This is a genomic window from Mycobacterium sp. SMC-8 (genome assembly GCF_025263565.1).
Lineage (GTDB): Bacteria > Actinomycetota > Actinomycetes > Mycobacteriales > Mycobacteriaceae > Mycobacterium.
Window position 1 is genome coordinate 4,000,170 of the sequence record NZ_CP079865.1, and the last position, 13,036, is coordinate 4,013,205.

Sequence of the window (13,036 nt, forward strand, 5' to 3'; positions counted from 1 at the left end):
CCACGGGAGCATGACGTGAGCACTCGGACCGGCCGACCCGAAGCCTGGCGTTCTCTGGCCCAGCGCGGCATCGACACCGCCGCAGAATGGTCGGACCTGGTGGCCGAGAAACTCAATGCCGCCGCCGATCCGCGTGCCAAATTGCTGCGTAAGCGGCGCTGGGCGCTGCGGCTCGGGGTGTTCTTCACCGTGTCGACGCTGTTCTGGCTGGCGGTCACCGCGCTGCTGGCGTCGTGGAGCACCCCGGTGTGGGCGCTGTTCATCCCAGCGCCGATCGCGGTCGGCGCCGCGTTCCTGGCCACCCTGTCATTCCTGCGCTACCGTTGGCTGCGCGGCGAACCGCTTCCGCCACAGCGGGCCCGCACCGGTCGCCGGCTGCCGCCCTGGGGATCGGCGGCCCGCCAGCCGATGGCCTCGCTCGCGGCCTCCGAACGCGGGCTGTTCTCGCTACTCGGCGTGATGGAGCGCGGGCAGATGCTGCCCGTCGGCGAACTCTCCGAATTGCGGGTGGCCGCTGAGCAGACCGCGGCGACCATAGTCGCCACCGCCGCAGAGGTGGTGTCGATGGAGAAGGCCGTGAAGTCGGCGCCGCATTCGCGCGTATACCTGGCGCCGACGATCACCGCGTTCACCACCCAGCTCGACCGCGGAGCTCGGCAGTACAACGAAATGGTCTCCGCGGCAGCGCAGTTGGTGGCGGCGGCGAACAGCGGTGCCATGTCGAGTTCACCGATGACGCAGCGGCGCTACCGCGACGAGCTGGGGATGGCCACCGACCGATTGACCGCGTGGGCGCAGGCGTTCGACGAGTTGGGCCGCCTGAAACAAGCGTGAGGCTCGCTGCGAGCCGCCCGGAGGGCCTGGAGCGGGGTGCCGGCGTTCGGGAGTCCGGTTGCGCTCAGAACGTCGGGCGCAGGGACGGCACCACCAGGCCCGCGAGGGCCCGCAGCGGCGCCTTGACCATCACGTCGAGGAAGTCGAAGTAATCCCGCCACAACGTGATCTGCCCGTCGGCGTTCAGCTCGAATGTGCCGCACACCCAGAACTGCAGGCGCAGCGGCCCGAAGATCAGCGCGTCGGTGCGTTCGGTCAGCACCGTGCCGCCGATGCCGGTCTGCTCCGAGCGCTCATCGGAAGCGGCGATGCGGTGGAACTTCACCAGGAAACCGAACTTGCCTTCACCGCCGCGCAGCAACTTGAGGATCCTGCTCCGTCCCCGGATCGACGGCAGACCGACGTTCTGCCAGAGCAGATCCGGAGCGGCCAGCGCTTCGATCGTGTCGAAATCCTGATCCGCCATCGCGAACAGAACCTCTGCACCGTTTCCGCGGCGTCGATGGTGGGGAGAGCGGGAGTGGAGTCGGAGGTCGGCAGCAGCGGTTGCGGGGCATCGTCGGTCATACCGTCGGAGCCTAACGGGCCGACGGTGTGGCAGGGTAGCCCGCATGCGCGTAGCCGTGGTCGCGGGACCCGACCCCGGGCATGCATTTCCGGCTATCGCGCTGTGCCTGAAGTTGCGCGCCGCCGGAGACGCGCCGACGCTACTCACCGGAACGAGATGGCTCGAGGCGGCGCGCCATGACGGCATCGACGCGGTCGAACTGCGCGGTCTGGACCCCACGGCGGAGGACGACGACGCCGACGCCGGCGCGAAGATCCACCAGCGTGCCGCCCGGATGGCCGTCCTGAACCGGGACCTCATCGCAGCGCTGGATCCGGATCTGGTGGTCTCGGATTCGATCACCGCCTGTGGTGGGCTGGCCGCCGACCTGCTCGGTCTGCCGTGGGTGGAATTGAACACCCACCCGCTCTATCGGCCGTCCAAGGGGCTGCCGCCCATCGGCAGCGGCCTGGCGCCGGGAACCGGCCTGCGCGGTCGGCTGCGCGACACGGTGTTGCGCGCGTTGAGCGCGAAATCATGGCGGGACGGGCTGCGGCAGCGCTCCGAGGCGCGGCGGGGGATCGGGCTGCCGGGCGAGGACCCCGGGCCGGTGCGCCGCCTGATCGCCACGCTGCCCGCGCTGGAGGTGGCGCGCCCGGACTGGCCGGCCGAGGCCGTCATCGTGGGACCGCTGCATTACGAACCGACAACCGACGTGCTGCGGTTGCCCGACGGCGACGGTCCCGTCGTCGTGGTGGCCCCGTCGACCGCCACGACCGGTGCGGTCGGCCTGGCCGAGCTGGCGCTGACCAGCCTGGTGCCCGGCGAGGTGCTGCCCGCGGGAGCCCGGGTGGCCGTGTCCTGCCTGCACGGACCCGACGCCGAGGTGCCGCCGTGGGCGGTGGTGGGTCTGGGCCGCCAGGACGAGCTGCTGTCCCGGGCCGATGTGCTGATCTGTGGCGGCGGCCATGGGACGGTCGCGAAGTCGCTGCTGGCCGGGGTTCCGATGGTGGTGGTCCCGGGTGGAGGAGACCAGTGGGAGATCGCCAATCGCCTTGTCCGACAGGGCAGTGCGCGCCTCGTGCGGCCGTTGACCGCAGGGGCGCTGGGCGCGGCCGTGCAGGAGGTGCTCGCGACGCCGAGTTACCGCGCGGCGGCCCGCCGGGCCGGGGCCGGAGCCGCCGAAGTCGCCGATCCGGTACGGGTGTGCCATGACGCGATCGGGGACCCGGCGTAGTTTGGGCCTGTGCGGTTGACGGAATTCCACGAACTCGTCGAGGGGCAGTTCGGTGCGGTGCGGGCCTCGTCGATGCTGATGGACCATGTTCTGACCAGCATCGGCGGCCGTACCGCGGCGCAGGCGATCGAGGACGGCGTCGAGCCCCGCGAGGTATGGCGGGCGCTGTGCGCCGACTTCGATGTGCCCCGCGACCAGTGGTGACCGGTCAGTGATTCTGCTCGCCGCCTGCGCTTCCGGAATCAGCCGATTTCTTCCGCCCGGCGTACGGCGGCACTTCGGGCTCGACATCCCGCGGAGGTTCCGTCGTGAATCCTGTCTCGAAGTCGTTCTGCCCCGGTTCGCCGTGACTGGGCACCGATTCGGCGCCCTCGATGGCGCCGGACGGCCGGTCTACCGGTCCGCCCGACGGCTCATCTGCCCCAGTGTCGCGGGATCCGCTTTCTCTACCATTGTCCATGGGTTGCCCTCCTCACAGGCCGCCGCTCGTCGCGGCCAAGCCCGCTGGAGCGGATACCCCCGGGGTGGTCACCGAAACCGCGTGGTCGGGGCGTTCTCCCTGGTCAAGATCGGTTTCTGGCGGTGGCGACGAGTCCGAGGGTGGCCTGCGTCGCCGCGTTCAGAGCGGCGGTGTCCGCCTCGCTCAGACGCTCGCACACCCAGTCCCAGTGGGCGGCCACGACATCGCCGACGTCCGGTCTGGTGGTCAGCGACGTGCCGTCGCGGTGCCAGCGCACCCGCTCGGTTTCGAGGTCGCCGAGCGACAGACGGCCGGCGTCGAAGGTGAGCGGTGCCGAGTCGATGAGCACATGGTCGTCGTCAACGGAAGTCACGGTGCCCCAACGGATCCGGCAATTCTGCAGGATGCGCAGCGCTGTGCCCGGGTCTCGGTCCAGGAATCTCACCCACGGATACACCACGAGCACGTGAAAACTGTGGTGCGCCAACGCAGTTGCCTGATCGCCCACCTCATCGAGCAGCCCCGTCACCTGACCGGCGAACGCTGACCGGAGCCGGGCGAGCAGGTCCTTGCGGCCCACCGCGTCGAGGAGCGGACCGCCCACCCAGTAAGTGCGTACCACGTTCCGGTCGAGCGGGTCGGCGACACCGGCCGCGTCCGCGATCGCCTGAAGGTACGGCCACGCGCCGTCGAACTCCCGCGCCACCGCGGTCGTCTGCTCCGCGGTCCCGAGCAACGCGCCGGTGTCCTCCGGCCCGCAGTACCCGAGTTCGTTCGGCGGATAGGCGAAACGCGCGAACAGCGTGTGGCCGGTGCGGTGCTGTCCGGCGGGGGCCGGCATGTCAGCAGATCCGGGGCAGTTGCTCGCCGATCGGCAGGTCCACCACCCTGGTGCCGCCCAGCGCCGTCCTGGCCACCACCATGCCCGGATGTTCGGCAACACAGGTGCCGATGACCGCCGCGCGCGCGCCCAGTGGATGCGCGCGCATCGCGGCGAGCACCCGGTCGGCGTCCGCGGCGGCGACGAACGCGACCAGCTTGCCCTCATTGGCGACATAGAGCGGGTCGAGGCCGAGCATGCTGCACGCGTCGCGCACCGCCGCCGGAACAGGCAGCGCGCGTTCGTCGATCGACACACCGGCCCCGGCGGCCCGGGCGATCTCGTTGAGCGTCGCGGCCAGCCCACCGCGCGTCGGGTCACGCAGTGCGTGCAGGTCCGCGCCCGTGGCGACCATCGCGGCCACCAGTCCGTGTAGCGGAGCGGTGTCGCTGGAGACCGCGGTGGCGAACTCCAGGCCTTCGCGGCAACTGAGCACGGCAACCCCGTGGACGCCGATGTCGCCGCTGACGATCACCGCGTCGCCCGGCGCCGCCCGCTGCGGACGGATGTCGGTGCGCTCGTCGATCAGCCCGATACCCGCGGTGTTCAGATAGACCCCGTCACCGTGGCCGGAGTCGACGACCTTCGTATCACCGGTGACCAGCCTGACCCCGGCCGCCAGCGCCGCGGTGCCCACCGCCTGGGCAATCCGTGCCAGCTCCTCCAGCGGCGTGCCCTCCTCGAGGATGAAGGCGGTCGAGAGCACTTTCGGAACCGCTCCGGCCATCGCCAGGTCGTTGACCGTGCCGTTGACCGCCAGGTCGCCGATCGAACCGCCCGGAAAGAACATCGGCTTGACGACGAACGAGTCGGTGGAGAACGCCAGGCGGGCGCCGCCGAGGTCGACGATCGCCGAATCTCCCATCGCCGCGTCGGCGGCCGGCCCGTACGCGGGCAGGAACAGTTGCTCGATGAGCTCGCCGGACATGGCGCCACCGCCGCCATGTCCCATCACGATGTTGGGGGCGTCGCGCAACGGGGCCGGGCACACCCACGACTCCATATCGATGCTCGCCTCCGGCTCGGTATCAGGCATTGGTCACCTCGAGGCGCCGGTACAGGTAGTACGCCGCACAGGCGCCCTCGGACGAGACCATGGTGGCCCCCAGCGGGTTTCGCGGTGTGCACAGGGTTCCGAAGGCCGCACACTCGTGTGGTTTGATGAGCCCCTGCAGAACCTCGCCGGAGCGGCACACCGCGGACTCCTCGGTGTGGATGTCGCTGACGGCGAAGCGCTGTTCGGCGTCGAAATCCCGGTAGGCGTCGGACAGCCGCCAACCACTGGCGGGAATCACGCCGATCCCGCGCCAGGCCCGGTCGGTCACCTCGAACACGTCGAGCAGCATCGCCTTGGCGGCCGGGTTGCCGACGTCCTGAACGGCGCGGGGGTAGGCGTTCTCCAGTTCATGGCGGCCGGATTCGAGTTGCATCACCGTGCGCCGGATGCCCTCCAGGATGTCCAGGGGCTCGAAACCGGTGACCACGATCGGGATTCCGAACTTGTCGCACAGCGGCGGATACTCACCGGTGCCCATCACGGTGCACACATGGCCGGCCGCCAGGAACGCCTGGACGCGGCACGTCGGGGACTCCATGATCGCCGAGATCGCCGGCGGTACGAGCACGTGGGACACCAGCAGCGAGAAGTTGCCGATGCCAAGCCTTTTGGCTTGGTAGACCGTCATCGCGTTGGCGGGCGCGGTGGTCTCGAAGCCGATACCGAAGAACACCACCTGCCGGTCCGGGTTGTCCCGCGCGATCGTCAGCGCGTCCAGTGGGGAGTACACGACCCGGATGTCGCCCCCTTGGCTCTTGACGCGGAACAGGTCCTTCTCGCTGCCGGGCACCCGCAGCATGTCGCCGAACGAGCAGAAGATCACGTCCGGCCGGGATGCGATCTCCAGGGCCTTGTCGATGATCTCCAACGGCGTGACGCACACGGGGCACCCCGGCCCGTGGATCATTTCGACGGTGTCCGGCAGCAGTTGGTCGATACCGTGCCGGATGATGGAATGGGTCTGCCCGCCACAGACTTCCATGATCGACCAGCGTCGGGTGGTGGCCGACCTGATCTGGTCGAGGAGCCGTGCGGCCAGCTCCGGGTTGCTGAATTCGTCGAGATACTTCACGACCTCACCTCCGAAGGTCCGTCGGTTGCGGGATTGGCGGTGCCCGCCTGCCGCGCTGCCAGCTCGAAACCGTCAGCGAATTCCTCCTTGAGGACGCCGAGGTGCTCGAACTCGGCCAGCGTGCGCCGTGCCGACTCCTCGTCGAGCCGCTGGATGGCGAAGCCGACGTGGACGACGACGTAGTGGCCGATCTCGGCGTCGGGGAGGTACTGCAGGCACACATCCTTCTTGACGCCGCCGAAGTCGACGACCGACATCAGCGTGCCGTCACGTTCTTCGATGCTGATGATCTTTCCCGGTACTGCCAGACACATCGGCGTCCTCCCTTTCAGACGGCGTTTCCTATGATCAGCTGACCCAGCGCGACACCGCCGTCGTTGGGTGGCACACGGTGATGTGTGATGACGTCGAACCCGTTCGCGGCCAACAGCATGCGCGACCGGCGCAGCAACAGGGCATTCTGGAACACTCCGCCCGACAGGGCCACGGTGTAGCCGCGGTTGGCGAGCGCGAGCTCGAGGATCAGCGCGGCCACCGCGTCGTGAAAACGCGCCCCGATCACACCGGCGGCGACACCGGCGCGGGCGTCGTCGACCACCGCCGACAGCACGGGGGCGGGGTCGATCTCCGCCGTGGATGGCGCGTGGTCGACGGCGAACCGGTAACCGGCTGTGCCGCAGTCACAGTCGCGGGACCGACCTTCGAGTTCGATCGCCGCCTGCGCCTCGTAATCGACGATCTGACGAACGCCGGCCAGCGCCGACACCGCGTCGAACAGCCTGCCCATGCTGGAGGTCGGTGCGCACCCCAAGCCGGTCTCGAGCTGGTGGCGCAGTACCCGCTGTTCCCGGGGCGGGCATGTTCGTACCGGTGCCAGGTCCGGCGTCCACGGCAGGCCGGCGGCCCACAGATGGGCCAGCGCCATCCGGTACGGACGCAGCACGCTGACGTCACCGCCCGGCAGCGGCACATAGCGCAGCCGGGCCAGCCGCCGGTAACCCTTGTAGTCGGCGAGCAGAACCTCACCGCCCCACACCGCCCCGTCGGGGCCGTACCCCGTTCCGTCGAAAGCGAATCCGAGGACGGGCGCGGCGCCGTCCATGCCGTGCTCGGCCATCACCGCGGCCAGGTGCGCGTGGTGGTGTTGCACGCTGCGTACCGGACGGCCGGCGGCGTTGCGCAGCGCCCACGCCGTCGAGCGGTACCGCGGATGCGCATCGGTGACCAATACCTCCGGTTCCACCGCGGTCAGGACCCGGAGATGCTGCTGTGCGGAGTCGAACGCCGACAGGGTGGCCAGGTCGTCCATGTCGCCGATGTGCTGACTGAGCCAGGCATACCTGCCGTCCGCGACGGCCATGGTGTTCTTCAGATCTGCGCCCACGGCGAGTGTGGGGGGTACCGCGACCGGAAGGGCGATCGGCAGAGGTGCGTAACCGCGTGAGCGCCGGACCGGGGTGTCGGCGCGCATCACCGAGTCGTCGCAGGGGACGAGGATGGGCCGGTCGTGCATCAGCCATCCGTCGGCCAGGCCGCGGAGCCGGTGGAGCGCGTCTGTGTCGGTGAAGCAGATGGGTTCGCCTCCCAGATTGCCCGACGTCATCACCAGAGCCTGTGGCCCGGGTTCGTCGCCGTCGAGGCCGAACAGCAGGGTGTGTAACGGGGTGTAGGCCAGCAGCACCCCGAGGTCGGGGTTGTGCGGCGCCACCGCCTGGTCGATCGGCGCGCCGCAGCGCCGCGGGATCAACACGATCGGGCGGGCCACGCTGCCCAGGAGCGCCGCGGACGCCGGGTCCGGTTCGGCGATGGTCCGTGCCGCGGCGAGATCGGGCACCATCACCGCGAACGGTTTGTCGCCGCGGCGTTTCCGCGTGCGCAGCCCGTTGACGGCGTGGTGATCGGCGGCATCACAGGCCAGGTGGTAGCCGCCGACGCCCTTGACCGCCAGCACGCCGCCGCCGCACAGCAGCTCCCTGGCGGCACGCAACGCGAGCTCGCCGTGGGTTTCGCCCCCGGTACCGTCCCGGTATCGCAGCGTCGGCCCGCACTGCGGGCAGCAGATGGGCTGCGCGTGGAACCGGCGGTCGGCGGGGTCGGTGTATTCGCGTGCGCAGGCGGCACACATCGGAAAGCCCGCCATCGTGGTCGACGCGCGGTCATACGGCAGTGCCGCGGTGATCGTGAATCGCGGGCCGCAGTTGGTGCAGTTGATGAACGGGTGCCGGTAGCGGCGGTTGCCCGGGGCGCGCAACTCGCAGGCGCAGTCGGCGCACATGGCGACATCGGGGGAGACGAGTGTGCGGCCGCCGCCGGTGCGCGAGGTGTCGGCGATCGCGAATCCGGTGCCGCCCACCAGCGGAATATCCTGCACCTCAACAGATTCCACGAAAGACAGGGGTGGTGGATCGGTGCGCAGCCGGGACAGGAAGCGATCGATGTCCGCTTCGGCGCCCTCGATCTCGATGAGTGCGCCGGTGCTGTCGTTACGCACCGAACCCGACAGTCCGAACGCAGTGGCCAGGGTGTACACGAAAGGCCGGAAGCCGACGCCCTGCACCACACCGCGCACGCAGACGCGGACCCGCCTGCGGCCGCTCATGGTGACTCCTCGGCGGTGCGCCCTCTGCCCATCAGCTCCAGGCCGGCCAGCGCGGCGTCCGCGCCGGCCTTGTCGGTTTTTTCGACGACGAAACCCATGTGGATGATCACCCAGTCGCCGGCCGCGAAGTGTTCCTCGGGCAGCATGCCGACGTTGACCTTGCGGTGTTCGCCGGCGACGTCGACGAGCGCCAGCTGGTCACCGTAGCCGTCCACCATGCCGACCACCTGTCCTGGGATACCGAGGCACATGATCAGCCCCTCCCCGCCGCGGAGTGCGTCGCCAGGCCGGCCACCACGTCCTCGACGGCACGCACAGCGGCCGGTACCGCGGCGGCGACGACGGGCGAAAGCCCGATTCCCTCCGCCACCGTCGCGACCTGGCAGCCGACGACCACGGTGCGCGGCGGTGTCCCGCCGAGTGCGTCCAGGCTGGCGAACACCGCGGCCGGGTCCATCGCGTGGGCGTCCAGACCTGTTCGGCCGGTGTGGGTTCGGAGATCGGCGTCGAAGACGTCCAGCGTGCCCGGCGCGCCGCGGTCGGGAACAGCGTCGACGAGAACCAGGGCCGACCAGTCGTCGAGCAGGTCGTAGGCCAGGTGCATGCCTCTGATCCCGTAGTCCGTCACCCGGACGTCCGGCCCGGTGAGCCGGGGCGGGACGCGCCGGATCACCTCGGGTCCGAAGCCGTCGTCTCCGAGGAAGATGTTGCCGATCCCGGCCACCAGTATTCGGGGCGTGATGACGAGTCCTTCCTCAGCTCACATGCGGCGCATTCTCAGGTAGCGCTGGATGTCGGGGATCGACCGCACCCCGACCACCGCCACCGCGAGGACCGCCGCGGCCACCAGTGCCACCGTGATCCGACCGACTACTTCCATGGTGCTCTCCCTTCCACGAGCGGCTCCACCTCGTCGGGCGCGAAGTAGAGATGACGGCCGTACCAGTCGTGCAGGTCGGCGGCGGGGTCGTCGTCGAGGACGACACCGATGTGCTCGCCGCCGTCGACGTCGGCGTGCACCGACGTCACTCGCGCGGTCTTGTCGGCGTAGAACAGGTCCTGGGCGTCGGCGCGCCGCGACGGGTGCAGCCGCACCCTGCTACCCCGCGCGACCCTGGTGCCGTTCACCAGGACGGCGTCGAGTTCCGGACGGACAGCGGTGTCGGCACGCGGATCCCACCAGTCGGTGTCTGAGGGGATCTCGGGAATCAACGGTGGCGTGCACGCGTGCGGGTCGCGCAGCACGCCGTGCAGACCGAGCATGGCCTCCGGGGACATCGAGTCGCAGCGGTCGATGATGTCGGCGGCCCGCGGGTCGGTCGCCCGCGCCGCCGACTTCTCCTCGTCGGTCATGGTCATCACGCGCAGCGTCAGGATCTCGTCGATCTCGCAGGCGTCATACAGGTCGCCCTGGCTCTGTTCGGCGATCTCGGGGTGGTCGTAGAGGATGATCGGCGAAACCAGCGCCAGGTCGCGCTCACCGGGCCGGCCGGCCAGCACCGGGAAGCAGCGGCGCTGGCGACATCGTGCCGCGGCTTGGGCGGCCCGGTCGGGAGGCTCGAGCAGCGAGACGAATTCGGCCCCGTCGATCTCCAGCAGCAGGTGGGCGCCGATCAGCGAGGTCGCGATCGCCTCGCGTTTGTCCGCCGCGGGGACCGCGGTGTTGCGGACCTCCAGCGTCAACCGCACCAGGCCGTCGCATGGTTCGGCGCCGATCGCCAGTTGACCGTGCAGGCTGCGCCGCTCGCGCACCAGTCTGCCGCCATCGACGGTCTCGACGTCGCGGCCTGCGGGTATCGAGATGTCCACCGTGCGAGGCGAACCGGTCACCGGTGCGGGGTCGATCGCGACCTCGCACTCCACCGCTTCGTCCCAGCTGAGCCACCGGCGGGGGCCGGCCTGCAGTTCGTGCACCCGCTGATAGCCGGCCGGGGTGCCGCGCTCGGCGCTGCGCTGCTGCAGCTGCAGGAAGCGCACCGCGCCGGACAGCGTCGGCACGCCGTCGGGTTCGACGAGCAGCTGCGCCGACAGCGAGTCGTTCTCGCCGATGCCGGCCTGTTCGGCGCCCGGCGGGCCCAGTACCCCGAACTGCCAGCGTGACTGGTTCTTCCCGGAAGTCGCGCGGTACGGGTAGAGCAGGTAGCCCTCGTAGAGCACCGCGTCGGCGACGGCGCGGGCCCGGTCCCATCCGGTGCTCATCGCAACTCCCTGGCCGCGGCGAGCAGTTCGGTGACCGCGTCGTCGAAGCCGAGCAACCCGCGCGCCGACCGGTAGGCCGCCAGCGCGTCGATGGTGTCGCGGGACAGGCGCAACCAGCCGGTGCCGGGGTAGTGCTGCCGGATGAGGTCGTGCCACACCGCCACCGGCATGTCGAAGCGTTCCTCGCGGTCCCACGGCACCTGACGGACGCTGAAACCCCGCTCGCCCTGCGTGAAAACCGTTCCGCTGAACAGGAATCGCAGCGGAACGGTGCCGGTGCCGAGTGCGAGCAGATATTTGGCGGCCTTGACCTCGAAATCGTAGGTGCACTCCAGCGGCAGCTCGGCGATCGTGTCGCCGGTGAACCCGGCGACGACCGCGGCGGTGTGCTGCCACAGGAAGGTCTGCTGGGTGGTCGACCACCGCTCGCGGGGTCCGAACAGGTCCACCAGTCCGTCCGCCTCGGCGTCGGAATAGCTGCGCCGCAACGGTTCGATGCGCACCTGGCATCGCAGCGCGAGCGCGTGGACCGGAGTGTCACCGTCGGCCGCGACGCCGACCCGGGCGGTCAGGACCGGGGTGACGGCGTAGGGCTCGGGCGCGATGTCGACGACGGTGAAGTGGATCTCGGTCATGGGCGTGGCACCGCCGGTGCGCGCTGGTCGAGGAGGGTGAAGAACCCATCGACGAAGTCATGGGCCTCGGAGCCTCCATCGAATCCGTGCCACAGCATGCGCAGTCGCCCGACGAACTCGTAGCAGGCGTCGATCGGGACCAAATATCCCCGTGGCGTGGCATCAGGGATGTCGGGGATGCGGACCAGCAGGGCCTCGGTGTCTGCGGCCAGCCGGTCAACCCGCGGGTCGGCGCCGCGAATGTCGTTCCACGCCTGCAGATCAAGTTCCGATTCGGTGGCCCCCGCCGGGCCGGGATAGAACGCCACGGTGCGCCCGAGCGAGGAGTTGTGGAAGAAGAACGCAAGGCCGACCGGGATCTGCAGGCGCTCCCACACCCGGCGGTCCAACGCGAGGTCCGGGAAGGCCAGGTATCGGTCCGGCACCGCCCGATAGCGCAATGTCGCAGCGGTATCGGTGAACAGCAGATAGCAGCCGCGACAGACACACATCAGTTGTCTGCCTTCGACGTCGACCACGTGCTGGTGTTCGTCGCCGACGGGTTCGGCGCACATCTCGCAGCGCTCCCCGGCCGGCCGGGGGGCCGCCCGATCGGCCCGGACCCGGGCCAGCACGTCGAAGGCTCCCGGCATCACGCCACCTCCGCGGACGCCGGTACGGCCAGCGACAACACGCCGTCGCGTTCGAGCACCGGGATCGGTTCCAGGTGGCCGTCGCCGCCGATCCCGCGCCCGGCGCGGAGCACGTCGAACCGCGCGCCGCACCCCGGGCAGTGCACCACGGTGCCGGCCAGCCGGGTCCCGGCCAATGAGCCTGCGCACGCGGCGCACCGATCGCGGTAGGCGACTACGGCGCCGTCCACGCGGCACGCCAGGGCGCTCACGCCTGCGGTGCGGAAGCCGCCGACCTCGCCGTCGCGCAAGCCGGCCAGTTCGGGCACCGGAAGCCACGTGGAGTGCCCGGCGTGCACCCGGCTCATCAACGAATGGGCCGGGATGACGCCGGGTCGGCCATCTGCTTCGGTCGCGACCACCTCGATGGCGGCGATCTCCGGGGCGGCGGTGCGGACCGCGTCCTGAACGGCGAGTTCCAGCGTCACCGACGAGGACGGGCAATTCGTGCAGCTGCCCAGCAACTGCAGGCGGACGACGCCGTCGGCCACTCCGAGCAGTGTGACGTCGCCGCCGTGTGAACCCAGATAGGGCCGTACCGCGGCGAGCGCGTCGGCCACCCGCCGTTCGGTGTCGTGCGGATGCAGACCGTGCACCAACAGCAGGCTGGCTACCAGATCGTCGGCCGTGAAGGCCTGCGCCAGTTCGGGTTTGGCGGCCAGCGCGGTGTCCAGCATCCGCTCGAGCGCGGCGCCGTAGAGGTCGGTCACCTCGCGGACCAGTTGTTCGGCGCGCTCACGGGCGGCGGTGCCGCCGGTCGCGAGCGCGTCGAGCAGCGTCTGGATCCGATCACCCGCCGTGCGCCACTGTGCGTCGTCGCGGCGCGGCGGGGCCGGCGGGCCCAT

Annotated in this window: 16 protein-coding genes; 3 read left to right on the forward strand and 13 right to left on the reverse strand. The window is 70.2% G+C overall.

Going from position 1 to position 13,036, the window contains the following annotated elements; translation table 11 throughout:
- Positions 1-15: 15 nt before the first annotated feature.
- A complete protein-coding gene (locus tag KXD97_RS19365; protein ID WP_260751684.1) occupies positions 16-834 on the forward strand; it encodes a phage shock envelope stress response protein PspM in 819 nt (272 codons plus the stop codon).
- Positions 835-898: 64 nt separating this feature from the next.
- On the opposite strand, the gene KXD97_RS19370 is transcribed toward KXD97_RS19365, so the two are convergent.
- The gene (locus KXD97_RS19370; RefSeq protein ID WP_313901310.1) at positions 899-1,300 is read right to left on the reverse strand and encodes a limonene-1,2-epoxide hydrolase family protein; all 402 of its coding nucleotides are present in this window, start codon (positions 1,298-1,300) and stop codon (positions 899-901) included.
- Positions 1,301-1,445: 145 nt separating this feature from the next.
- On the opposite strand from KXD97_RS19370, the gene KXD97_RS19375 reads away from it, so the two are divergent.
- Positions 1,446-2,618, forward strand: coding sequence for a glycosyltransferase (locus tag KXD97_RS19375; protein ID WP_260751685.1), 1,173 nt, complete (start codon positions 1,446-1,448; stop codon positions 2,616-2,618).
- Between the two features lie 9 nt (positions 2,619-2,627).
- On the forward strand, positions 2,628-2,822 hold the full coding sequence (locus KXD97_RS19380; protein WP_260751686.1) for a DUF3046 domain-containing protein: 195 nt from the start codon (positions 2,628-2,630) through the stop codon (positions 2,820-2,822).
- A gap of 359 nt (positions 2,823-3,181) precedes the next feature.
- Here the strand turns inward: KXD97_RS19380 and KXD97_RS19385 are convergent, their stop codons facing one another.
- From KXD97_RS19385 to KXD97_RS19435, 12 genes are read right to left on the reverse strand one after another with little or no spacing between them, the layout of a single operon-like run.
- Positions 3,182-3,919, reverse strand: coding sequence for a DUF6390 family protein (locus tag KXD97_RS19385; RefSeq protein ID WP_260751688.1), 738 nt, complete (start codon positions 3,917-3,919; stop codon positions 3,182-3,184).
- 1 nt (position 3,920) lies between these two features.
- The gene (gene hypE, locus KXD97_RS19390) at positions 3,921-4,994 is read right to left on the reverse strand and encodes a hydrogenase expression/formation protein HypE (protein WP_313901311.1); all 1,074 of its coding nucleotides are present in this window, start codon (positions 4,992-4,994) and stop codon (positions 3,921-3,923) included.
- A complete protein-coding gene (gene hypD, locus KXD97_RS19395; protein WP_260751690.1) occupies positions 4,987-6,087 on the reverse strand; it encodes a hydrogenase formation protein HypD in 1,101 nt (366 codons plus the stop codon). The genes hypE and hypD overlap by 8 nt, the downstream gene beginning before the upstream one ends.
- Positions 6,084-6,401, reverse strand: a complete 318-nt coding sequence (locus tag KXD97_RS19400; RefSeq protein ID WP_260751692.1) for a HypC/HybG/HupF family hydrogenase formation chaperone — start codon at positions 6,399-6,401, stop codon at positions 6,084-6,086. Before KXD97_RS19400 ends, hypD begins: the two co-directional genes overlap by 4 nt.
- 14 nt (positions 6,402-6,415) lie before the next feature.
- A complete protein-coding gene (gene hypF / locus KXD97_RS19405) occupies positions 6,416-8,686 on the reverse strand; it encodes a carbamoyltransferase HypF (RefSeq protein ID WP_260751694.1) in 2,271 nt (756 codons plus the stop codon).
- Positions 8,683-8,937, reverse strand: a complete 255-nt coding sequence (locus KXD97_RS19410) for a HypC/HybG/HupF family hydrogenase formation chaperone (protein ID WP_260751696.1) — start codon at positions 8,935-8,937, stop codon at positions 8,683-8,685. The genes hypF and KXD97_RS19410 overlap by 4 nt, the downstream gene beginning before the upstream one ends.
- Positions 8,938-8,939: 2 nt before the next feature.
- Positions 8,940-9,416 carry a hydrogenase maturation protease gene (locus KXD97_RS19415; protein ID WP_260758066.1) on the reverse strand — a complete coding sequence of 159 codons (477 nt, stop codon included), beginning with the start codon at positions 9,414-9,416 and terminating at the stop codon, positions 8,940-8,942.
- A 30-nt stretch (positions 9,417-9,446) separates the two neighbouring features.
- Positions 9,447-9,566, reverse strand: coding sequence for a DUF6893 family small protein (locus tag KXD97_RS33340; protein ID WP_396884425.1), 120 nt, complete (start codon positions 9,564-9,566; stop codon positions 9,447-9,449).
- The gene (locus KXD97_RS19420; RefSeq protein WP_260751697.1) at positions 9,557-10,885 is read right to left on the reverse strand and encodes a hypothetical protein; all 1,329 of its coding nucleotides are present in this window, start codon (positions 10,883-10,885) and stop codon (positions 9,557-9,559) included. The genes KXD97_RS33340 and KXD97_RS19420 overlap by 10 nt, the downstream gene beginning before the upstream one ends.
- Entirely contained in the window at positions 10,882-11,520 is a 639-nt protein-coding gene (locus KXD97_RS19425; protein ID WP_260751698.1) for a DUF6084 family protein, read from the reverse strand. Before KXD97_RS19425 ends, KXD97_RS19420 begins: the two co-directional genes overlap by 4 nt.
- On the reverse strand, positions 11,517-12,152 hold the full coding sequence (locus KXD97_RS19430; RefSeq protein ID WP_260751700.1) for a DUF5947 family protein: 636 nt from the start codon (positions 12,150-12,152) through the stop codon (positions 11,517-11,519). Before KXD97_RS19430 ends, KXD97_RS19425 begins: the two co-directional genes overlap by 4 nt.
- Positions 12,152-13,036 carry a NifU family protein gene (locus KXD97_RS19435; RefSeq protein ID WP_260751701.1) on the reverse strand — a complete coding sequence of 295 codons (885 nt, stop codon included), beginning with the start codon at positions 13,034-13,036 and terminating at the stop codon, positions 12,152-12,154. Before KXD97_RS19435 ends, KXD97_RS19430 begins: the two co-directional genes overlap by 1 nt.

Bases quoted from the DNA above. Each gene is read 5' to 3' on its own strand.
- KXD97_RS19410 (WP_260751696.1), bottom strand. From the start codon at position 8,937: ATGTGCCTCGGTATCCCAGGACAGGTGGTCGGCATGGTGGACGGCTAC.
- KXD97_RS33340 (WP_396884425.1), bottom strand. From the start codon at position 9,566: ATGGAAGTAGTCGGTCGGATCACGGTGGCACTGGTGGCCGCGGCGGTC.
- KXD97_RS19425 (WP_260751698.1), bottom strand. From the start codon at position 11,520: ATGACCGAGATCCACTTCACCGTCGTCGACATCGCGCCCGAGCCCTAC.
- KXD97_RS19385 (WP_260751688.1), bottom strand. From the start codon at position 3,919: ATGCCGGCCCCCGCCGGACAGCACCGCACCGGCCACACGCTGTTCGCG.
- KXD97_RS19435 (WP_260751701.1), bottom strand. From the start codon at position 13,036: ATGGGCCCGCCGGCCCCGCCGCGCCGCGACGACGCACAGTGGCGCACG.
- KXD97_RS19400 (WP_260751692.1), bottom strand. From the start codon at position 6,401: ATGTGTCTGGCAGTACCGGGAAAGATCATCAGCATCGAAGAACGTGAC.
- KXD97_RS19375 (WP_260751685.1), top strand. From the start codon at position 1,446: ATGCGCGTAGCCGTGGTCGCGGGACCCGACCCCGGGCATGCATTTCCG.
- KXD97_RS19420 (WP_260751697.1), bottom strand. From the start codon at position 10,885: ATGAGCACCGGATGGGACCGGGCCCGCGCCGTCGCCGACGCGGTGCTC.
- KXD97_RS19430 (WP_260751700.1), bottom strand. From the start codon at position 12,152: ATGCCGGGAGCCTTCGACGTGCTGGCCCGGGTCCGGGCCGATCGGGCG.
- KXD97_RS19370 (WP_313901310.1), bottom strand. From the start codon at position 1,300: ATGGCGGATCAGGATTTCGACACGATCGAAGCGCTGGCCGCTCCGGAT.
- hypF (WP_260751694.1), bottom strand. From the start codon at position 8,686: ATGAGCGGCCGCAGGCGGGTCCGCGTCTGCGTGCGCGGTGTGGTGCAG.
- hypE (WP_313901311.1), bottom strand. From the start codon at position 4,994: ATGCCTGATACCGAGCCGGAGGCGAGCATCGATATGGAGTCGTGGGTG.